The 20,306-nt window shown below is 36.1% G+C and carries 22 protein-coding genes and 1 riboswitch; of the genes, 1 reads left to right on the top strand and 21 read right to left on the bottom strand.

Annotation, left to right across the window (positions count from 1 at the left end):
- Nucleotides 1-17: 17 nt before the first annotated feature.
- The 16 genes from U8521_RS08290 to mraZ form a co-directional block, all read right to left on the bottom strand.
- The gene (locus U8521_RS08290; RefSeq protein WP_334332656.1) at nt 18-233 is read right to left on the bottom strand and encodes a cold-shock protein; all 216 of its coding nucleotides are present in this window, start codon (nt 231-233) and stop codon (nt 18-20) included.
- A 12-nt stretch (nt 234-245) separates the two neighbouring features.
- Nucleotides 246-3,023, bottom strand: a complete 2,778-nt coding sequence (gene ileS / locus U8521_RS08285; protein WP_334332657.1) for an isoleucine--tRNA ligase — start codon at nt 3,021-3,023, stop codon at nt 246-248.
- Between the two features lie 175 nt (nt 3,024-3,198).
- Nucleotides 3,199-3,936: a DivIVA domain-containing protein gene (locus U8521_RS08280; RefSeq protein ID WP_334352400.1), complete on the bottom strand. Its 738-nt coding sequence runs from the start codon at nt 3,934-3,936 to the stop codon at nt 3,199-3,201.
- A gap of 12 nt (nt 3,937-3,948) precedes the next feature.
- Nucleotides 3,949-4,743: a YlmH family RNA-binding protein gene (locus tag U8521_RS08275; protein ID WP_334352399.1), complete on the bottom strand. Its 795-nt coding sequence runs from the start codon at nt 4,741-4,743 to the stop codon at nt 3,949-3,951.
- A gap of 1 nt (nt 4,744) precedes the next feature.
- Nucleotides 4,745-5,011 (bottom strand): YggT family protein, encoded by a 267-nt coding sequence (locus U8521_RS08270; protein WP_135370934.1) that lies wholly within the window; start codon nt 5,009-5,011, stop codon nt 4,745-4,747.
- Between the two features lie 16 nt (nt 5,012-5,027).
- Entirely contained in the window at nt 5,028-5,432 is a 405-nt protein-coding gene (locus U8521_RS08265) for a cell division protein SepF (protein ID WP_334332660.1), read from the bottom strand.
- 14 nt (nt 5,433-5,446) lie between these two features.
- Nucleotides 5,447-6,682 (bottom strand): cell division protein FtsZ, encoded by a 1,236-nt coding sequence (gene ftsZ, locus U8521_RS08260; protein ID WP_334332661.1) that lies wholly within the window; start codon nt 6,680-6,682, stop codon nt 5,447-5,449.
- Nucleotides 6,683-6,729: 47 nt separating this feature from the next.
- Complete coding sequence (gene ftsA, locus U8521_RS08255; protein WP_334332662.1) at nt 6,730-8,058, bottom strand: cell division protein FtsA; 1,329 nt, start codon at nt 8,056-8,058, stop codon at nt 6,730-6,732.
- 75 nt (nt 8,059-8,133) lie between these two features.
- Complete coding sequence (locus U8521_RS08250; protein WP_334332663.1) at nt 8,134-8,829, bottom strand: cell division protein FtsQ/DivIB; 696 nt, start codon at nt 8,827-8,829, stop codon at nt 8,134-8,136.
- An 18-nt stretch (nt 8,830-8,847) separates the two neighbouring features.
- A complete protein-coding gene (gene murG / locus U8521_RS08245) occupies nt 8,848-9,948 on the bottom strand; it encodes an undecaprenyldiphospho-muramoylpentapeptide beta-N-acetylglucosaminyltransferase (protein WP_334352447.1) in 1,101 nt (366 codons plus the stop codon).
- An 8-nt stretch (nt 9,949-9,956) separates the two neighbouring features.
- A complete protein-coding gene (gene murD / locus U8521_RS08240; protein ID WP_334352398.1) occupies nt 9,957-11,330 on the bottom strand; it encodes a UDP-N-acetylmuramoyl-L-alanine--D-glutamate ligase in 1,374 nt (457 codons plus the stop codon).
- Nucleotides 11,331-11,346: 16 nt separating this feature from the next.
- Complete coding sequence (gene mraY / locus U8521_RS08235) at nt 11,347-12,312, bottom strand: phospho-N-acetylmuramoyl-pentapeptide-transferase (RefSeq protein WP_334352397.1); 966 nt, start codon at nt 12,310-12,312, stop codon at nt 11,347-11,349.
- A 14-nt stretch (nt 12,313-12,326) separates the two neighbouring features.
- Complete coding sequence (locus U8521_RS08230; RefSeq protein WP_442885973.1) at nt 12,327-14,501, bottom strand: penicillin-binding transpeptidase domain-containing protein; 2,175 nt, start codon at nt 14,499-14,501, stop codon at nt 12,327-12,329.
- Nucleotides 14,492-14,857 (bottom strand): cell division protein FtsL, encoded by a 366-nt coding sequence (ftsL, locus tag U8521_RS08225; RefSeq protein ID WP_334332667.1) that lies wholly within the window; start codon nt 14,855-14,857, stop codon nt 14,492-14,494. The genes U8521_RS08230 and ftsL overlap by 10 nt, the downstream gene beginning before the upstream one ends.
- A gap of 12 nt (nt 14,858-14,869) precedes the next feature.
- A complete protein-coding gene (gene rsmH / locus U8521_RS08220) occupies nt 14,870-15,820 on the bottom strand; it encodes a 16S rRNA (cytosine(1402)-N(4))-methyltransferase RsmH (protein WP_334332668.1) in 951 nt (316 codons plus the stop codon).
- The gene (mraZ, locus tag U8521_RS08215; RefSeq protein WP_334332669.1) at nt 15,810-16,241 is read right to left on the bottom strand and encodes a division/cell wall cluster transcriptional repressor MraZ; all 432 of its coding nucleotides are present in this window, start codon (nt 16,239-16,241) and stop codon (nt 15,810-15,812) included. Before mraZ ends, rsmH begins: the two co-directional genes overlap by 11 nt.
- A 233-nt stretch (nt 16,242-16,474) precedes the next feature.
- Between mraZ and U8521_RS08210 the strand changes: the two genes are divergently transcribed.
- Nucleotides 16,475-16,591 (top strand): DUF4044 domain-containing protein, encoded by a 117-nt coding sequence (locus tag U8521_RS08210; RefSeq protein WP_135370922.1) that lies wholly within the window; start codon nt 16,475-16,477, stop codon nt 16,589-16,591.
- Nucleotides 16,592-16,641: 50 nt separating this feature from the next.
- On the opposite strand, the gene thiT is transcribed toward U8521_RS08210, so the two are convergent.
- The 5 genes from thiT to mreC all read right to left on the bottom strand — a co-directional run bounded on the left by thiT (nt 16,642) and on the right by mreC (nt 20,274).
- Entirely contained in the window at nt 16,642-17,223 is a 582-nt protein-coding gene (gene thiT, locus U8521_RS08205; RefSeq protein WP_334332670.1) for an energy-coupled thiamine transporter ThiT, read from the bottom strand.
- Nucleotides 17,224-17,271: 48 nt separating this feature from the next.
- Nucleotides 17,272-17,373: riboswitch (TPP riboswitch) on the bottom strand.
- Between the two features lie 32 nt (nt 17,374-17,405).
- The gene (gene minD, locus U8521_RS08200; protein WP_334332671.1) at nt 17,406-18,203 is read right to left on the bottom strand and encodes a septum site-determining protein MinD; all 798 of its coding nucleotides are present in this window, start codon (nt 18,201-18,203) and stop codon (nt 17,406-17,408) included.
- Between the two features lie 2 nt (nt 18,204-18,205).
- A complete protein-coding gene (locus U8521_RS08195) occupies nt 18,206-18,874 on the bottom strand; it encodes a septum site-determining protein MinC (RefSeq protein WP_334352396.1) in 669 nt (222 codons plus the stop codon).
- Nucleotides 18,875-19,414, bottom strand: coding sequence for a rod shape-determining protein MreD (mreD, locus tag U8521_RS08190; RefSeq protein ID WP_334352395.1), 540 nt, complete (start codon nt 19,412-19,414; stop codon nt 18,875-18,877).
- Nucleotides 19,414-20,274, bottom strand: coding sequence for a rod shape-determining protein MreC (mreC, locus tag U8521_RS08185; protein ID WP_334332674.1), 861 nt, complete (start codon nt 20,272-20,274; stop codon nt 19,414-19,416). Before mreC ends, mreD begins: the two co-directional genes overlap by 1 nt.
- Nucleotides 20,275-20,306: the final 32 nt, after the last annotated feature.

The raw sequence follows: 20,306 nt of genomic DNA, 5'->3' as shown, positions 1-20,306 counted from the left end.
CAAAGAAAAAGAAAGCACTATTCAGCGCTTTCTTCTTTTTGGATATTTATATTAACGGCTTGTGGTCCCTTGTATCCTGGAGCAATTTCAAAAGTAGCGACTAGTCCTTCTTTGATATAGAAGTCACTACGATTGAGAATTGAGTCCGCAAAAAAGAAAATATCTTCTTCGCCATTATTGATAAACCCAAAACCACGATTTTTATTAAATCTAACAATTTTACCTGTGAACATTATTCACCATTCCTAATCATCAAAGCCTTCTGACTTTGTTTCTGGATACTCTTGTGCAACTATTTTAGCACATCTAGCACAGAATGTTGGATAATCAGAGTCACTGCCAACATCAGTCTTAATCATACGACATCTTTGACAAACGTCTCCTTGAGCCTTTTCAACGAGCACATCGGCTAATTCATACTTGTCAGCATCGTTAAGTTCTTGATCTGTTAACTCAAATTGAGAAACAATCAATAATTGACCAAAATTGCTATCGATTTTATCAAGAACAGCCTTTAAGTCAGCACTAGGGTGAACCGTTACTTTGGCTTCAAGTGACTTACCAATCATCTTATTACCACGAGCTACCTCGAGTGATTTCAAAACATTGTCTCTAAAGTTCATAAAGATTTCCCAATCATTTTCAATCTCAGCTTGATCAGGAATATCTTCAACCTCTGGCATTTCAGCTAATTGAACGTAATCCTCTGGTTCTTTGAGGTAATCCCAAACTTGTTCCATAGTATGTGGCAAGATTGGTGTCAACATCTTAGCTAGCTTAACAGCTACGTCGTAAATAACAGTTTGCATCGAACGACGAGCATGTGAATCTTCAGCATCGATGTAAACAACATCTTTAGCAAAATCTAAGTAGAAAGTTGACATCTCGTTAACGATAAAGCTGACAATTGATTTTTCAACATCGGCAAAATCATATTTGTCATAATCAGCCAAAACATTTTTAACTAAGTCATTCAACTTAACCTTGATGTACTTATCTTCTGGACGAAGATCACTATATGAAACAGCATCAGTCTTTGGATCAAAGTCAGTTGTATTAGCTAACATGAATCTGATAGTATTTCTGATCTTACGGTATGTTTCAGAAACTTGCTTGAACGAGTCAACTGAAACTGACACATCAGAACTTGAATCAACTGAGGCTACCCAGAGACGAATAATTTCAGCACCGAATTGTCTTTCAATATCACTAGGTGCAATAACGTTACCAAGTGATTTACTCATTTTGACACCGTTCTTATCCAAAGTGAATCCTTGTGACATCAATGACTTGTAAGAAGCTTGACCAAAGGCAGCAATTGAAGTTACTAACATTGAGTTGAACCAACCACGATATTGATCTGATCCTTCAAGAATCAAGTCAGCTGGATAAGTTAAATTATCACGTTGTTTAGCAACTGCAGCGTGAACCGATCCAGAATCAAACCAAACATCAAGAATGTCAGTTTCTTTAGTAAACTTACCATTTGGAGAACCTGGGTTAGTATAACCTTCTGGAAGAAGATCCTTAGCATCTCTTTCAAACCAAATGTTAGAACCATATTTACCAAATAATTCTGCGACATGGTCAACTGTTTCTTTAGTCATGATTGGATCACCATTTTCAGCATAGAAAATTGGTAATGGAACACCCCAAGCACGTTGTCTGGAAATTACCCAGTCACCACGATCACGAATCATATTGTAAAGACGTGTTTTACCCCAAGCTGGTTTAAAGTCAATATTATCAATAGCGTCAAGAATTTGTTGTCTAAACTTATCAATTGAAGCAAACCATTGTGGTGTAGCACGGAAAATAACTGGTTTCTTAGTCCGCCAATCATGAGGATAACTGTGAGTGAAGAAACTCAATTTCAAAAGTGAGCCATTTTCCTTCATACGTTCAGTGATCATCTTATTAGCGTCATCATAGAAGACACCTTGGTATTCAGGAACTTCATCAGTAAAACGACCTTGAGCATCAATTGGTGAGAACACAGGCAACTTGTATTTCATACCAACAACAAAGTCATCAGCACCAAATCCAGGTGCCGTATGAACTAAACCAGTACCATCGTCCAAAGTAACATGGAAACCAAGAATCAATTGTGATTCACGATCATAGAATGGATGTGTAGCTGTTAAGCCCTCAAGTTCAGCACCCTTGAAAGTCTTCAAAATTTCAACATTTTCCCAGCCAAGTTGTTCTTGAACAAATTGAATTCTTTCTTGAGCAACGACGTATTTTTTACCGTCAGCATTAACTTCAGCGTAAATAAACTTAGGATTTACACAGATAGCTTCATTTGATGGAATTGTCCATGGAGTAGTTGTCCAAATGATAAATGAGGCATCACTATCGACTACACCTTTGCCATCACGTACTTTGAAAGCAACGAAAATAGATGGTGACTTGATATCTTTATATTCAACTTCAGCTTCAGCTAGGGTTGATTCTGAAGAAGGTGACCAATAAACCGGTTTTTTACCGCGATAAATGTAACCTTTATCGACCATTTCACCAAAAACTTTGATCTCGGCTTCTTCAAATTCTTTTTGATAAGTAATGTATGGATGATCCCAATCAGCAGAGATACCTAGACGCTTAAAGCCAGCCATTTGCTTCTTGATTTCACCTTGAGCAAATTCGTAACACAATTTACGATATTCACTCATTGACATTTCCTTACGTTTAACACCTTTTTTAGCCAATTGTTGTTCGATAGGAAGACCGTGAGTATCCCAACCAGGAACATATGGAGAACGGAAACCATTCATTGATTTGAAACGAACGATAATATCCTTTGAAATTTTATTCAAAGCATGTCCCATATGAATATCTCCATTAGCAAATGGAGGGCCATCTAACAACTCAAAAGTTGGTTTACCTTCGTTTAATTTTTGTCTTTGCTCATAAAGCTTGTTATCTTCCCATGCCTTTTGCCATTCAGCTTCTTTGTTTGGCAAATTACCACGCATTGGAAATTTAGTTTTACCTAAATTTAATGTATCTTTTACTCGCATCTTTTCACCCCTTCTAAAATAAAAAAAACTCATCCAATTCTAGGACGAGTTCTCGCTATACCACCTATTGGTAAATTACATAAACTGTTTAAAAGTTGATATACCTAAAATAGTTTTGCTAGTCTCACACCAACACTAGCTCGCTGAAAAAACAAACATTTAAGTACTAAGTCTTTTAATTATTCGAAGTATCCTTAGTCTGATCATCTTTAAAATTAAACGTTGGTTCATTTTGTTGATGATTGATCGTATAAGATTCACCAGACTGATCTTCTAGAACATTGTTATTATAATTCATTTGGTCGTTCTTGAAAACCGTATCTTGTTGATTTTCAGAATTTGACTGTTCTGCATGACCATTAGAACCACTGTCAAAGCCTTGTCCACCAACCTTTTCCTTCAATTTTTCAGTTGAAGTCCCATCATCAAGTTTTGACCACTCTGGATTATCAACCATATCAAGTTGTTGTTGCAACATTCCTTGCAAACCTTTTCTAAAGGAATTAACTGATTTTTTCAAATTATCGGTTTCAATTGTCACCTGACGAGCTCTTTCAGAAGCATCTTGTAAAATCTGATTTGACTTCTGTGTTGATTGATTCAACAAATCACGAGCTTTTTTTTGTGATTCTTCCACAATAATTTGAGCTTCTTGCTCTGATTCAGTCTTAACTTTTTCAGCCGCTTCTTGAGCTACCAAAATCGACTGATTCAAAGCATCTTTCATATCAGTGAAATATTTCAATTGGTCAGTTGTATCTTTAAGTTCTTTTTCCAGTTCAGCATTTTTTTGCAAAGCTAAATTATAATCTTGGGCTGCTTGCTTCAAAAATTCATTCACTTGGTCGCGGTCATAGCCTCGAAATTTGCTATCAAATTCTTTATCATGTATCTCTACCGGTGACAATACCATAACTTCACGCCCCTATTTCTTAATCACATTGACGCCAAGAAGATATTTATTATTTCTTGTACGTCCTAAAATGTCGTTAATCCTTATTCTACCAAAACCTCTTACACTAAGTGTATCAGTAATTGTAATAAATGAACTAGCATTTTTATTCACAGCCCAATTAATTTGAACTTGCCCATGTTCGACCAAAGTTTTTGCATTTTGTCGTGACATGTCATAAACCGTAGCGATAATAGAATCCAATCGTAGTGATTGCACACTCACTGTTTCATCAGTTGAATCATCCATCGGCAATAACAAGTCTTTAAAATCTTTTTCCAGTAAATGAACTTTAAATGGACCAATCTTTTTCACTTGTTCCTCAATATAAGGAACCATTGATTTAAACATGAAAAATTGCCAATGTTGTCCGTCAGTGATTATATCTCCAAATCGATCACGATCTACACCAGATCCAGTTAATGAACCAAGTATCTGGCCATGATGTAAATTAGCAAATTTCTCTGGATAGCGAATCTCAATCATTGATACCTGATAATCTGATTCTTGGGGCACAAAATAGTCAGGAGCAACAATTCCCCTGACCCTTTCAGCATTATGATAACCGCCAAAATAATGTACAAATAAATCATCATACTTATTAATCAGATTATTTAAAATTGTTTGTTCTCGTAAATTCAAAAAATCCGTTAATTGCGGAGTATACATCGTCTGTGCCTTCAATAAAATATCGCTCATCTTATCAATAAACGGCTTTTCTTCAGGCCGGAAATAGCCTCCACCTGCGACTCCATTTTTATTTTCCATTTTAAATTATCATAAATATCACTTTCTGCAATAATTGAATTAAAATAATAGCAATTATTGGAGAAAAATCTAGAAATCCTATTGTTGTAGGAATAACTTTTCTAATTAGATCTAACAATGGATTAACCAAAGAGGCCACAAACCTTCCAAAGCTAGAACCATAAAGTGACGGTATAAATGACATTAAACAGTATACGAACAATATAAATTCGTATAATTCAAATGCCGTCCCAATAATAAATGGTAATCCACTTAAAATTCGATCCATATCTTTCCTCGACTAACTATTCGTTTATATCTGGTATGCTTCCATCGATTTCAAACTTCGGTGGTGTGCAAAGAAAGATCTTTTCTCCAACACGTTTGATTTCGCCATTCAAAGCGAAAATAGTACCAGTTAAGAAATCTACGATTCTCTTTGATTGTTCATCGTTGACATTGTTGAAATTAACAATCACAGCTTTATTATTCAAAAGTTGTTTAGCAATAACTTTTGCATCTGAGTAAACTCTTGGTTGATAAATTGCAATCTTACTGTTGACTGCACTTCGGCTTTCACTAGCAGCACTCATAGAAACGACCTTTTCATTGTTTGAATAATTTTTTTGGACTGGTGCTTCAACCTTGTTATCTTCAAGATCATCTTCATCATTAATTCCAAAAAAACTGCTTAACTTTTCAAATGCCATAAGAAAATCTCCCTTTATTTGTTGTTACGACGTTTAAAGATTGGAGGAGTTGAATCGTCATCATCATCACTCAAATCAATTGTTTCTGGTTTTTGGAAAATTTCAAAATCTCCTTTTTCACCAGTAACGTCTTTTGATTTAGAAGCATCACGATTGATGTCCCAATCAGCCAATGGGTCATTAGAAGTTTCTGGCTTCTTGGCTTGTTCTGGAGCTTTTTGTTGAGCATTATTATTGTTCAAAGTAGCTCTAGGATTGTTTAATGGACGTCTTGAAGGTTCACGCTTCTTATCTTCACTTTCAACGCCTGTAGCAATTACAGTAACTTTAACTTGATCACCTAAAGTATCATCAATGGAAGTACCAAAGATAATATTAACATCAGATGTGGCTTGTTCGGAAACAATTTGCGCTGCATCTTGTGCTTCAAATAGTGACAAGTCTGGGCCACCAGTAATATTAAGAAGAACTTGTTTTGCTCCATCAATTGAAACTTCAAGTAGTGGAGAAGAAATAGCCTTCTTAGTGGCTTCCGTAATTCTGTTTTCACCGTTGGCAGTACCAATACCCATCAAAGCAGAACCTTGATCAGACATAACTGTCTTTACATCGGCAAAGTCCAAGTTAACAAATCCTGGTGAGGTAATCAAATCAGAAATGCTTTGAACGCCTTGACGTAAAACATCATCGGCAATACTGAAAGCTTCGCCCATTGGAGTCTTTTTATCAACAATTTCAAGTAATTTACTGTTAGAAATGATAACCAAAGTATCAACATCTTTTTTAAGTTCAGTAATACCATCGGCAGCAAAACGAGAACGCTTAGCACCTTCAAAAGCAAACGGACGTGTTACAACTCCGACTGTCAAAGCACCACTTTCTTTAGCGATGTTAGCAACAATTGGTGCTGCACCAGTACCAGTACCGCCACCCATTCCGGCAGTAACAAAAATCATATCTGCACCTTCAAGGGCCTCTTTAATGGCTTCTTCACTTTCTTGAGCGGCTTTTTGGCCAACCTCGGGATTTGAGCCAGCACCTAACCCTCTAGTCAATTTAGGTCCTAATTGAATTTTTGTTTCAGCGTTAGAACTTTCTAGCGCTTGAACGTCAGTGTTAGCAGCAATAAATTGCACGCCTTTGATGCCTGCTTCCACCATTCGATTTACGGCATTGCCACCGGCGCCACCAACACCGATAACTTTAATTACCGCTCCCTTATTATTGGTTGAGTCTAAAGTATATTCCATTAAGGAGTTCCTCCTAGTTTAAATTGTTATTATAATTTTCTTTTTAATTAATCAAAAAACTTACTCCAAAAGTCTTTGAGTTTAGACGTTTTCTTCGGTTTTGGTTCCTCAGAAGCCTGTTCCTCAGATTCCTTTGGCTGCTGTTGTGGTTGCTGTGGCTGAGGTGTTGGATTGACAGGTGTCTTTGGTACTTGTTGATTATGATTTACAACAGCACCATTGACAACGTTATCAGCAATCACACCAATATCATTCAACCTCGAAGCATAAGTAACTAATCCTAAGCCTAGTGAATATGAAGGATATCTCATACCCATTTGTGTCGGTACATAGCTTCTTACTTTCACATCAAATATTCGTTTAGCTAAATCTTCAATATTCGGTGTTGCAGCCACTCCGCCTGTTAAAACAATACCACCAGGAAGAGACAGTGCACCAGCATCCTCAAGTGGTGCTTGAAGTCTTGTAAAAATTTGTTCCAATCTTGCTTCAATGATCTCAGAAAGATACTCTTCCGAAATCATAACTGGTTCGCTCTTGCCAACTACTTCAACATTAATATTTTCTTCCTTAGAAGATTTTGCTGATGATGCATTTCCATAATAAAGCTTTAATTGATTGGCATTTTCAACTGTTGTATTTAAAACGACTGAAATATCATGTGTAACATAATCTCCACCTTCAAAATCAACAGTCGATAATTTCAAATTATGATCATGAACAACAGATGCAGTTGTTTGACCTGCTCCCATATCAATGATTACAGCTCCAAAATCACTTTCACCATCGTTTAACACAACCTGGCTCAAAGCCATTGGTGAAATCACTTTGTGGATTATATTCAATCCAGCCTTTTGAATTGCCTTTTTGGTATTATGGACGATTGTTTTTGGTGCTGTATAAATAATTCCATTCATTTCTAAACGGACACCGATCATACCGCGCGGATCACGAATATTATTAAATCCATCAACAGAAAATTGCTTTGGAATTAAAGAAACTACTTCTCGCTCACTAGGTAAGTTTTGAACCATAGCTGCCAGCATAACCTGTCTGACATCATTTTCTGTAATTTCTTTGGATGAAGAACCTACGGCAATCATCCCTTGACATTTCTCAATCTGTAACATATTAGCCGATATACCGACCACAACGTCACGAATCGAAATATTTGCTTGTGTTTCAGCTCGCTTAACAGCCCGTTTAATGGCACCCGCAGCTTTATCTATATCGACTATAACGCCACGGCTAACTCCTTGTGATCGTTCGCTTCCAACGCCGACGATACTTAAACGATCATCTGACGATTCAGCAACCACTACTTTTATCGAATTTGTGCCAATATCAAGACCTACAAAAAACTCTGAATTGTCCATTAATCGTGGCAGCCTCCCTTACCTAGAAAAATCTATTCACTAAAAAATTTTAACACAAATATGATTATATTAAACCTATTTCTTGTCTTTATACGGATGAGAATAGGCACCAATTTCCAAATCTATAACGCCCTTTTTCTTCATTTGGGCAGCCATACCTGGATAATATTTTAATTTGGATTTTACAGTGCGAATATCCGCAACGACCTTGTTACCATCATTCATATCAATCTTGATCCGATAAGGATTCAATTTAGTTGGAGCGTTATAAAACTCCGATATGTTCGTTTGAACATTACTTGGCAGATCAGCATATAACTTAGACATCTGCTTCAAACGCTTAGAACCAAAATTACTATAGACTGGATAATTACCAATCGGTGCGTTCATTTTTTGACTTAGCACTTTACCATTTTTAATTATTCGGTAATAAGAACCATTTTTATAAATGAACCCTAAAGTTGGGAATTCCTTAACTTTAATCGTTAAATCACGAAAATTTCGACTCCTGATTGAAACTGATTCAACTGAAGGTAACTTTTTTTCAGTCTGCTGGGCAATAGACTTATGGTGTATCAAAACGTGCAACAAAATTGAATGATCATCTACTTTAGAAGCATTGATAATTTGTTGTGCGCCTAAGTCATTAACACCTTCAACATTGATGTTTCTGACTTTACTTAAAGGTGAACCAAAATAAGCAATGATAACTATAATGAAGCCTATCAAAAATATCAGACTATTTTTACTTATCCTAATTCTTTTTTTCAACACCATCAAATCCTTACATTACTTATTTACCAAGCCACTTAAGACTTTTATCAAGCGATCAGCGGCATCAGGAACCCCGATTTGTTTCGACTTCTCTGACATCTCACTTTGTAACTTCTTGTCGCCCATGATCTCATCAACATTCTTGAAAAGTAATTCAGGTGTCAATTCTGCTTCTGGTATCACGCGGGCAGCACCCACTTTAGAAACAGATTGAGCATTTTTTGTTTGATGATCATGCGTTACATAAGGACTTGGAATAAAGATTGCTGGAATACCTAATGCTGTAATCTCCGCAATACTTGTAGCGCCGCTACGACCAACGATCAAATTTAGATCAGGTAAAATTTCCGGCATATTATCAATATATGGTAATACGGCAATATTTGCACAATTTAGGTACTTTTTATCGATTTTTTCTATCACAGCATCGTAATGGACCCGTCCAGTGACAAATAATACTTGATAATCAGTTTCGGAAAATTTTTCCAATGCACTGATAGTTGCAAGGTTAATTGGTTTTGCTCCTCTTGAACCACCAAAAATCATCACAGTTGGTTTATCAGGTGTTAAATTGAATTCCTTCAATCGATCATTCTTTTGAATATTGACTACTTCCTGAGCTCGAGGATTACCAGCGAAGACCAATTTCTTTTTTTCACTGAATTGATCAACTGCATCTGGAAAAGCAATCGCAATCTTATCAACAAAATTGCCCAAAAACTTATTTGTCACACCCGCAATAGTATTTTGTTCATGAATCACGGTTGGGATATGCATCACATGAGCCGCATAAACGATAGCGCTGGAAACATAACCACCGGTTCCAATAACAATATCTGGTTTAAATTCCTTGATGATTTTCTTGGATTTGTGAATGCTTGACAAGAATAATTCAACTACTTTGATATTCTCTAAAGTTAGCTTTCGTTTAAATCCACGAATTTCAATCGTCTTAAAATCAATCCCAGCATTCTTTACTATTTTGCTTTCTAAGCCTTTTTCGGTACCAACGTATAAAACATCTTCAATCATGTCTCGTTCTTTTAGACGCTTAATTAGAGCCATTGCCGGATAGATATGACCACCGGTTCCACCACCGGAAACAATTATACGTATTTTTTTCATTACTTAACTTCTCCCTTTAGAGTTTCAACCTCATCAATGAATTGATCTCCACGTTGTTCGAAAGTCTTAAATTGATCCCAACTAGCAGCAGCTGGTGAAAGTAAGATCACATCTCCAGCATCACTTTGTTTATAAGCTTCAGGTACAGCTTGTTTCAAATTATCTACTTTAACAATGTTGCCGACGTCAGCCTTTTGAGCTGATTCAATCACCTTATCAGCGGTTTGACCATAAACGACCAAGTTATTAACTTTACCCTTCAGAGAAGGAATCAATTCGTCAAAACCGTTTCCACGATCAAGGCCACCAGCAATTAGAGTGATTGGTGTCTTAAACGCTGTCAAAGCAACGATGGTGGCTTCAACATTAGTTGCTTTGGAATCATTGTAGAATTTATGTCCACCAAAAGTATCAACATATTGAATTCTATGCTTAACACCAGTAAAAGTAGCTAAGACTTCGATAATATCTTCGTTACTTACGTCGTATAGTTTTGCAACACTGATAGCAGCTAAAGCGTTTTGAACGTTATGTTCGCCAGGGATTTTGATGTCCGAAGCATTCATAATCTTTTCACCATTGCAATAAATAATGTCATCCTTTACAAAAGCACCATTATCTAATTCTTGATTATCTGAGAATGGCAAAATTTTGGCAGCGGATTCGCTAGCAAGATTACGCCACTCTTCCGTATTCCAATTAACAACAAAGTAATCATTCTTAGTTTGATTCTTAGTAATATGCATCTTGGCTTTAATATAATTAGCACGTGTTTTATGAAAATCTAAATGGGTTGAGTAAATATTATTCAAAACAGCAACATGAGGATGTAGATCGATTGTTCCTTGAAGTTGGAAACTAGATAATTCAGTCACAACAACGTCATCTTTAGTAGCTTTTTGAATCACATCTGAAATAGGAATACCAATATTACCAGCATAATAAGCATTTTTAAATTTAGGAGAATGTTTCAACATCAATTGAATCAATGTTGTCACAGTCGTTTTACCATTAGTTCCTGTAACTGCAACCATTGTGGCATCAGAAAAACTATAAGCAATCTCTGGTTCAGTAATAACTGGAATATTCAATTTTTCAGCAGCTTGGACTAATTCATTTGAGTAAAAGATTCCGGGATTCTTAACTAAGTAATCATATGAGTCATCGATCAAACTTTTATCATTACTACCGGTGATCACTTTGAATCCTTCATCGATCAAGGCCTTAGCCTCGGTATTTTTTTCTAAGGGGTTAGAATCAACTACCGTAACTTCAGAACCCATTTTTTTCAAAAGTTTAGCCACCGCATAACCACTTTTAGCTAAACCTAGAACTAAGAATTTTTTATTTGAATAATTACTTTTCGTTTTCATTGCTATCAATTACTTCCTATACGAATAAAATTAAATAAATTGCGGAACAAATTAAACCGACGATCCAAAAGACAATATCAATCTTCCATTCCGTCCAGCCGAGCATCTCAAAATGATGATGAATCGGAGTCATTTTGAAAATACGACGATGAAAAACTTTGAATGAAAAGACTTGCAGCATAACACTAGTAGTTTCCACTACATAAACAAAACCAATCAACAATAATGACCAATAACGACCCAAAAGAATCGAAATTGCAGCTAAACCTGCTCCAAGGGCTAATGAACCAACATCACCCATGAAAATCTTTGCAGGTTTATGATTGTAAAGTAAGAAAGCCAAGAGACCACCTACCACTGAGAAACAGACAATTGCCAAATCAATACGATTTTGACTCAATGAAATAATTCCATACGTAGCATAAGATATCGTTCCTAAACCACCTAACAAACCGTCGAGTCCATCTGTCAAATTAGTGGCATTTGAAAAACCAACCAACCAGAATAATGTGAACAGGATGAAGATCACTATCGAGTTGACCGAAAGAATCCCTGGAATCGTAAAATTCATAGGTAATTGATCATTGTTGTAGACGTAAAGAAAAATCAGGCCAACAATTATTTGTAATAAAGCTTTTTGATAGGCTCGCAAGCCCAAATTGCGTTTTTTAAAAACTTTGATGAAATCATCGATAAAACCGATGCATCCATACAACACAATTACAAAAGTTGTTATTAAAAGTGAATGTGTTAATTGACCTTGCCAAGCTCCAACCCAAATATTTGTAATCAGAGTAGCTAAAATCACTAAGAGTCCACCCATAGTTGGCGTACCCGATTTTTTTTCGTGCCATTTCGGTCCTTCATCACGAATCGATTGGCCTTCCTTGTGTTTGATTAAATATCTAATCATGAATGGCATTAAAATTGCCACGATTAGAAACGAACTCAATATATCGAAAACAATATGACTAGTTTCCATGAAAATCCCCTTAATTAATTATTTTTCAATGTAACTACAATTTTACCACTGCCATTTATCACCTGACCAGCCTTGACTGACTGTTCCGTAACATAGCCATCACCTTTGGTTTTGACCGACTTACCTGTGATTTCAGCAAACTTTAAGACATCATTCTTGGACCAACCAGAAAGATCAGGCATTGTCATTGCACCGTTAGTTAACAAGACCATTCTTTGACCCGGCATGACTTTTTCACCGCTTGATGGCAATTGCTGAACAACTTTGTTACCCGTACCAATAACACCGGATTGCAAATTCAAACTCTTGATCTTACTTTGTGCCGCAGTCGTTGTTTCATCCAAAAGACTTGGAATCTTCACATATTGACTACCTGCCTCAGTAGCACGAGTTGGCGACTTACCTTGATTTACTAACCTCTTAACGAGTGGATTAAAAATTTCTGACAGAATTTTTTCAGGAGATTCTGTCATTTTTTGAGGTTGCTTCAAAGTAATATATACGATGTAGTTAGGATCATCATAAGGAATCATCCCAGCGACCGAGAAAATGTAATTATTTGAGCCAGTCAAGTAACCACCATTTGGTGAAGCAATCTGAGCTGTACCCGTCTTAACTCCAACTTTAACGCCAGGGACGTTATAAACCATACCAGTACCATAATTCTTCGTCACAACTTGGCGCATTGCCTTTTGAACTTTTTTAGCAGTCGATTTCTTGATTGGTTGTCCCACAACTGTACGTTTAAAATTCTTGATAGTCTTACCAGTATCAGGATCAACTGTCTTTTGAATAATTTGTGGTTTAATCATCTCACCGTCGTTTGCAATCGCAGAAAATGCTTGTAACATCTGAATCGCATTAACGTTGACACTTTGACCAAACGAAGTCATTGCTTGGTCACTAACATGCTTGTAAGAAATACCACCAGCAACTTCACCAGGGAGCTCAATTCCAGTCTTAGTCCCAATTTTAAACCGTTGCATGTATTTCATCCAAGTTTTTGAACCCATCTTCTCCTCGAGTTTTACCATTCCGACATTAGAAGATCTTGGAAAAGCTTCAGATAAAGGAATATAACCCCAGCCGGCATTATTCCAATCACTGATCGTTCGACCGCCTACTTCAACGGAACCAGAATGATACAGTTCATCAGGGTCATAGTTACCAGAATCAATTGAAGCTGAAAGAGTCAATATTTTCATGACTGAACCCGGTTCATATTGATCCTCGACTAAAGTATCACGCCAACTATTGGACAAGCCTTTACCGGTAGTCGGATTAAAGGTTGGTCTTTGGGTGGCCGCTTCAATTGCCCCCGTCTTAGCATTCATCACAATAACTTGCAGATTTTCCGGTTGATATTTCTCATCTGCTTCTTCAGCTAAGATTTCAGCATACTGTTGTATCTTGCTATTTAACGTTAGATAAATATTAGTTCCATCAGCTGATTCTACTTCATTTTTCTGAGAATTTGGTAACTCATTACCGTTGCCATCGACCTTAGTAATTTTTTTACCATTTTTCCCTGATAATATCTTATTGAAATATTTTTCAATTCCCATGACACCACTGATATTACTATTTTTATCGTTAACATTATCGGCTTTAGTAATACCCACTAAATTGGTCGCAAAAACTCCATTAGGATACGACCGTGACGGAAGCGCTGTAAAAGTAATTCCTGGCAGATGTAACGCATCAATCTTTCTTTTGATTTCAATTGATAAATTACGTCCAGCCTGACCCATTTCCACTTGATATTGCCCTTTGTTACTAGGATTTAAATATTTCAAAATCTGTTTTTGTGAAAGGGCCAAATATTTACTCAATTCACGTGCCGTTTTTTCCTTATTGACAACATATCTCGGTTTGCCACTGGCTGTTTTACTATCATGATCCAAAATTGCAACAATGTTGTAAACCGTTGAATCCCCAGCAATCATATCACCATTGACATCTAAAATATCACCACGTTTAGCATTAATTTTCGATGTTTTAACGTACTGAGCTCGTGTCCTTTCAACTAAGTTGGTACCATCATAATGTTTCTCAATTGCAATATAGGCAAATCTTTGAATAAAAAGGATAAAAGAAAAGGCAGTCGCAATCAAAATTAATATACCAACTATATAATGATTGCGTCTTGCCTTATTTTTTAATAATTTTCTGAACTTACTCATTTTGATATATTCCTTACGTTATTGTCGCTCATTTTTAAATTATGTTTTTTGGCGAAAGAAGAAAATCGATCAAAACTACTTAACTCAGAAATTTCTTGTTTTAAATTTACGTTACTTGTATTTGTTTTTGATATTTGAGTAGTGAGACTATCTAATTCATTTTGAGAAGAAGTCATAGATACTTTCAAACTCACAACGGCAACCATTAATGCCAACGTTAAAAGAGCGAGACCAACGATTGAAAAAGTCTCAAATTTTGACAAACTGACACTATGAGTTTTTACAGCTGGTTGTTCAACCTGTTGTGGTTGTGCCTCAGCTTGATAATCTTGTAAATTTCTAGCTGTACTTTCTTCTCTCATATTATTTCTCCATTATATCTTTTCAACAACGCGTAATTTTGCACTATGTGCTCGATTATTTTCAGATAATTCTTCATCATTAGGCAGGATTGGTTTTCTAGTGATCTGCTTCAAAACCGGCTTAATATCATCCGGAATCACAGGGAGCCCTCTTGGCACATCAACGTGTGAATTATTCTTAAATATATGTTTTACAATTCTGTCTTCTTTGGATTGAAAAGTTATAACACTGATTCTGCCGTGTGGTGCAAGTAGTTGAATTGCTTGTTCAAGAGATCTCTCAAGAGATCCTAATTCATCGTTGACAGCAATTCGAATAGCTTGAAAGACACGTTTGGCAGGATGACCACCAGTTCTTCTCTTGGCAGCTGGAATAGCATTTTTAATTATATCTGCTAATTCCAATGTCGAAGTGATTCGATGGTCAGCACGAGTTCTTTCGATTGCTCTGGCTATTTGTTTGGAGAATTTTTCATCACTGTATTTATAGAAAATACTGACTAAATCATTATAAGACCAATCATTGACAATTTTTTCCGCGTCAAGATCTTGTCTTTGATCCATCCTCATATCTAAACGCGCTGCTTTTTTGTAACTAAAACCGCGTACAGCATCGTCAAATTGTGGCGAGGAAACTCCCAAATCATAAACTATCCCATCAACCTCAGTTACACCAAGTTCTAATAGACGTTCTTGCATATTCTCAAAATTATCACGTATTAACGTTAATGAATTATCACCAATTATCTCGGCATTTTTTTGAATACTTTCACCGACCTCAATAGCAGCCTCATCACGATCAAAAACATAAAGCTTACTATGATGAACCCGACTCAACAACTCTTTTGTGTGTCCTCCACGCCCAAAAGTTGCATCCACATAGACTCCTTCATCATGTGGATTCACTTCATCAATAGTTTCCTTCAAAAGTACTGTTTTATGTTTATATTCATTAGAAGTCAAAGTCTGTCATTTTCTCCGATATTTCTTCAAAATTATCTTCAGCCTCCTGGCTAAAGTCGTTCCATCGTTGTTCATCCCAAATCTCAAAGCGATCTGAAACACCTACGATGACACAATTTTTTGTTAACTTAGCAAATTTGATTAAAGGAGCTGACAAATTGATCCGCCCTTGTTTATCAAATTCAACTTCTGCTGCTGCAGAATAAAAGAATCTCGTGAATGCCCTAGCATCCTTTTTCGTCAATGGTAATTTGTCAAGTTGACCTTCCAACTTATCCCACTGTTCCATCGGATAACCAAATAGGCAACCATCCATTCCACGAGTGATTACAAACTCTTCACCAAGCAATTTTCTAAATTTGGCAGGAATGATAATTCTACCCTTATTATCAAGTGCGTGATGAAATTCACCCATGAACATGGAAATCACCTCAATTCTTTAACACTTCCTAATTTACCACAAATCACCACAATTAACCACACGATATTTTACAATCAGTACTAAGTCTTCAAAAAACTTGTAAAGTGTTGGTATTAAAAGAATTATCATAGTGGGGGATTTTCCCAAAATTTAAAAGAAAGCAGTTACAAATATTGCATATTTCGAGTTTGTGAAGTAACATTTCACTATATATTAATTAGGTGGTGGAAGTTTTGAGTGAAAAAAAGCCTAAAAGTACATTAACTAAAATTATTCAAATAGTTGTATGGTTAATGATTATTGTCACAATCGGCGGTGTAGTTCTCGGTTCAGTTATGAGCTTTATCTAGAACGCAAAAAAGACGGGATTCGAATCTTCGAATCCCGTCTTTTTTATTATTTAATTTCTTGGAATAACTAATTGTTTAAAAATACGATTCAATAAAAATGCCAAAACAACTAGCATAATCATATTAGCAATAAAACTACCACCGTTAATAACTAATGAATAGATCCAAGGATTCATACCCTTTGGAGCATATGACCCCCAATATATACCACCAGCTAAAAAGTGGCAGAAGTACTTAGCGAAGAATCCAATTGCCGAATAAAAAATAATCAATCCGATAGCATTCTTGCCATTTCTAACTGCACGTTGAACACTAACGCTACCCAAACCGATTAATCCAACAACACCAAAAGCCAAAGGATATTCGACAAAACCTTGTAATGGATTTAAAACTCCGCCACCAAGTCCACGCAAGAACATATCCAACAATCCCCAAGCAAGTCCAGCTAGTAAACCAGCCTTTAAACCTCGTCTCAATGAATAAACAGACATTGGAATCAATCCATAAGCCACTTGAATTGAAGAAATCCCCGTTGAATGAGGGATATATGATAATCCCATTGCCAAGGCTGCTATAATAGCACCCTCAGTTAAAACCACCAAGCCATCTTGGCTACTAACCTTATTGATCATACAAAAAAACTCCCTTCTGATTTTAGCCATCACAAGAGAGTTCGAGCATTTGCTTGAACAACACTATCCCTACGCATGCATTAACATAACAGGTTTAAAGGGTCTGAACAATTCGTTCACTCTCAGCCACTGGCTCCCCCTGTGTTGACTTTATTTAATTCAAGTAAATTCTACCATAGGTTCTATTTTTTTCCAAAAACTCGGCCCCAAAAACCGATTTTTTTTGTCTGACTTGATAAATCTAACGGAATATTTTCACCTAGCATTCGGCGAGCAATATTTTGATAACTGTGACCTGCATCACTATCCCGGTCAAAAGCAACCGTCTGCCCGGCATTTGACGCGGAAATCACCCGATCTTCATCGATCACGATGCCCAATAGTGGAATTCCTAAATGATTAACGATGTCATCAATTCGCATTGAGGTCCCATTATTAATCATATTCTTGCGGATTCGGTTAATGATTAAATGTGGTGTAATTGGCATATTCATGTTTTCTAAAATACCAACTACTCGATCCGCATCACTAACTGAAGCGACTTCTGGATTAGTAACGACTAAGGCCCCATCAGCTGAAGATACGGCATTTTGAAAACCATATTCAATTCCAGCTGGACAATCGATCATCACGAAATCAAACCGCTGTTTCAATTCATTCACGATCATTGCTAAAGAATCCTTATCCAAGACATATTTATCAGCAAATTGTGAAGCCGCTAATAAATACAAATTGTCTTCAAATCTAGGATCTCTGACCAAAGCTTGAGAAACAACCACCCGATGCTGTGCGACATCAACAATATCGTAAACGACCCGATTAGTTAATCCCATGACCGCATCCAAGTTACGCAAACCAATATCTAAATCAACCATACAAACTTTTTTACCTAGACTTGCCAAGACAGTACTTACATTAGCAGTAGTAGTAGTTTTACCTACACCACCCTTACCTGAAGTTACAACTATTGATATCCCCATAGTTAACCTGTCCTTTTTCTTAAATCGTTCATTCTATCTTTGTAATTTTGTAAATCATCCACGCTGATAGCATGTAAGTCATCAATAAAAGCAAACTTACCATTGTCAAAATCAGCCTTATTATCATCAGTCACGATCTCAACAACATCGGCAATTCTGATCTGATCAACATCTTTGAGATTACCAAAGATAATTGCATTCGTATTATTGGGATAACCAGCTTGAATCACGCCATCAACTTGACCTAAAACGTAAATCGAACCTGTTGCACAAATCTGAGCATCACGATGTAAAGTCCCTAGAAAAATCAAATCACCATTGTATTCAAGTTTTTGACCGCTTCGAACAATACCTGATTCAACATTAGTTTTATTTTTATCTAAAATCTCGGCAACAACATCTTTTGATTCGACATCTGATTCAATATCTTTGAGTTCCAATTGTGGATATTTTTCAAAAAATTCTATTATCTTTTGTTTTTGCTCGCTGGTCAATAAGCGATTTCCAGTTTTTATCGTAAAAGAAATAACATCATCATTTTCGTTGGTTGACTTAACGTTTTGTTGCATGATCAAATCCTTTAACTCTTTAAACGCCGAGTCATAGTTGGCTAAATCACTAAATATGACTGAAAAACCATCTTTACCACCTTTTAAAATGATGTCACTCATTTACTTATCCCTCCGATATTTCACCAACCATTCAGACAACTTAGACAACGGAATATATAAGAGAAAGAATACTAAAATATTCCAAAGTAAAGTTGGCCCCAAAGTGAAAGTGATGAAATCTAATGCGTCTGTACTAGTTTGTTGCAATAATCTTTCTAACAAATAAATACCAGATTGTAGAAAAGTCAAAGCCAAAAAATAAATGGATAAATCATACCCCATATTATTTTTGATCAAAAGAAATCTGAAGTGATCGATTCCCACCATCAATAGTGGCAATAAGACTGTGTACAATCCAATAATTCCATAGTAGTAAGAGTCGTAAATCACGCCAAATACTACACCATAAATGATCAATTGCCGACGATTTTCAATTCTCATCGTCAACATAACAATTGTCATCAACATTAATTGCGGCAAAATTATAACTGTTCCACGATTCATATTATTCAAAAAGGCCCATTTCATCAAACCGTCTAAGTAAAATGCTATTAAAATGAATAATATTTGTCCAAAAATCTTCCGATTTTTTATTGTCATTACTCTTCACCATGTACAGAAGACTTGATAACCGTCACAACTGTGAAGTCTCTCAATTCAGCTGCTGGTGTAATGTAAACTGAATTTGTCATCCCGTAATTATCTTTTTTAATACCATAAACTTTACCAATGTACAATCCACGTGGCGTTAAACCACCTAATCCAGAGGTAATAACACTTTGGCCTTTTTTAATATTCTTTGTGGAATTTACGTTTTCCATAACTAAATCACCAGTATCACTATCATAACGACTAACGACACCAGTAATGTTCTTATTATTACCGATAATTTCTGCAGCGAATTTGTCGTTTAATTCATTGTTAGTTGAAATCAATTCAACTTTAGAACTGATTTTATCAGCTTCAACGATTCGACCAATCAATCCTTTACCAGACATAACCGGCATGTTCTTTTTGATACCACTGGTTGTTCCGCGATTGATCGTCAAATAATTTTGCCAACTACTTGGTGATCGTGACAAAACAGAAGCATTGACTGTACTATAATCAGTTAAAGTACCATTTAGCTTCAATTCTTGTTTCAATTTCTTATTTTCATCTTGAACTACTTCTAGTTTAGCCTGATTTTGAGCAAGTTCACCGATTCTTTTTTTCAAACGCTTGTTTTCAGAATAAGTGTTATATAAATCAGAGAATTCTGAGGTAGCATTTTTTACAGCATTAGTTGGATAAGCAAAAACTCCTCCTACTACACTGACGACATCATTACCGACTTGCTGAACTACTGGCGGCGTACTCTTTTTATCACGAATATTTACAGTGATCGCCAATAAGCCGAAAGTCACAATAATAAGTATCATTAAAATAATTAATTTTTTATTTGAAAAAAATTTTTGCATTGCTTCCTCCTAGTAGATCAAATAAAAAAAAC

It is taken from the genome of Companilactobacillus miaonis (genome assembly GCF_036913615.1).
In the GTDB taxonomy this organism is placed as follows: Bacteria; Bacillota; Bacilli; order Lactobacillales; family Lactobacillaceae; genus Companilactobacillus.
Note: the sequence above shows the minus strand (reverse complement) of the source record. Positions and strands in the feature narration are given on the sequence as shown.

What these genes read in the sequence shown, in the direction of transcription:
- thiT (WP_334332670.1), bottom strand. Translation starts at nt 17,223, where the DNA reads ATGATCAATAAGGTTAGTAGCCAAGATGGCTTGGTGGTTTTAACTGAG.
- mraZ (WP_334332669.1), bottom strand. Translation starts at nt 16,241, where the DNA reads ATGTTCATGGGTGAATTTCATCACGCACTTGATAATAAGGGTAGAATT.
- U8521_RS08280 (WP_334352400.1), bottom strand. Translation starts at nt 3,936, where the DNA reads ATGGTATTGTCACCGGTAGAGATACATGATAAAGAATTTGATAGCAAA.
- ileS (WP_334332657.1), bottom strand. Translation starts at nt 3,023, where the DNA reads ATGCGAGTAAAAGATACATTAAATTTAGGTAAAACTAAATTTCCAATG.
- mraY (WP_334352397.1), bottom strand. Translation starts at nt 12,312, where the DNA reads ATGGAAACTAGTCATATTGTTTTCGATATATTGAGTTCGTTTCTAATC.
- minD (WP_334332671.1), bottom strand. Translation starts at nt 18,203, where the DNA reads ATGGGGATATCAATAGTTGTAACTTCAGGTAAGGGTGGTGTAGGTAAA.
- mreC (WP_334332674.1), bottom strand. Translation starts at nt 20,274, where the DNA reads ATGCAAAAATTTTTTTCAAATAAAAAATTAATTATTTTAATGATACTT.
- mreD (WP_334352395.1), bottom strand. Translation starts at nt 19,414, where the DNA reads ATGACAATAAAAAATCGGAAGATTTTTGGACAAATATTATTCATTTTA.
- U8521_RS08275 (WP_334352399.1), bottom strand. Translation starts at nt 4,743, where the DNA reads ATGGAAAATAAAAATGGAGTCGCAGGTGGAGGCTATTTCCGGCCTGAA.
- U8521_RS08270 (WP_135370934.1), bottom strand. Translation starts at nt 5,011, where the DNA reads ATGGATCGAATTTTAAGTGGATTACCATTTATTATTGGGACGGCATTT.
- ftsL (WP_334332667.1), bottom strand. Translation starts at nt 14,857, where the DNA reads ATGAGAGAAGAAAGTACAGCTAGAAATTTACAAGATTATCAAGCTGAG.
- U8521_RS08265 (WP_334332660.1), bottom strand. Translation starts at nt 5,432, where the DNA reads ATGGCATTTGAAAAGTTAAGCAGTTTTTTTGGAATTAATGATGAAGAT.
- ftsA (WP_334332662.1), bottom strand. Translation starts at nt 8,058, where the DNA reads ATGGACAATTCAGAGTTTTTTGTAGGTCTTGATATTGGCACAAATTCG.
- murD (WP_334352398.1), bottom strand. Translation starts at nt 11,330, where the DNA reads ATGAAAACGAAAAGTAATTATTCAAATAAAAAATTCTTAGTTCTAGGT.
- U8521_RS08195 (WP_334352396.1), bottom strand. Translation starts at nt 18,874, where the DNA reads ATGAGTGACATCATTTTAAAAGGTGGTAAAGATGGTTTTTCAGTCATA.
- U8521_RS08290 (WP_334332656.1), bottom strand. Translation starts at nt 233, where the DNA reads ATGTTCACAGGTAAAATTGTTAGATTTAATAAAAATCGTGGTTTTGGG.
- ftsZ (WP_334332661.1), bottom strand. Translation starts at nt 6,682, where the DNA reads ATGGAATATACTTTAGACTCAACCAATAATAAGGGAGCGGTAATTAAA.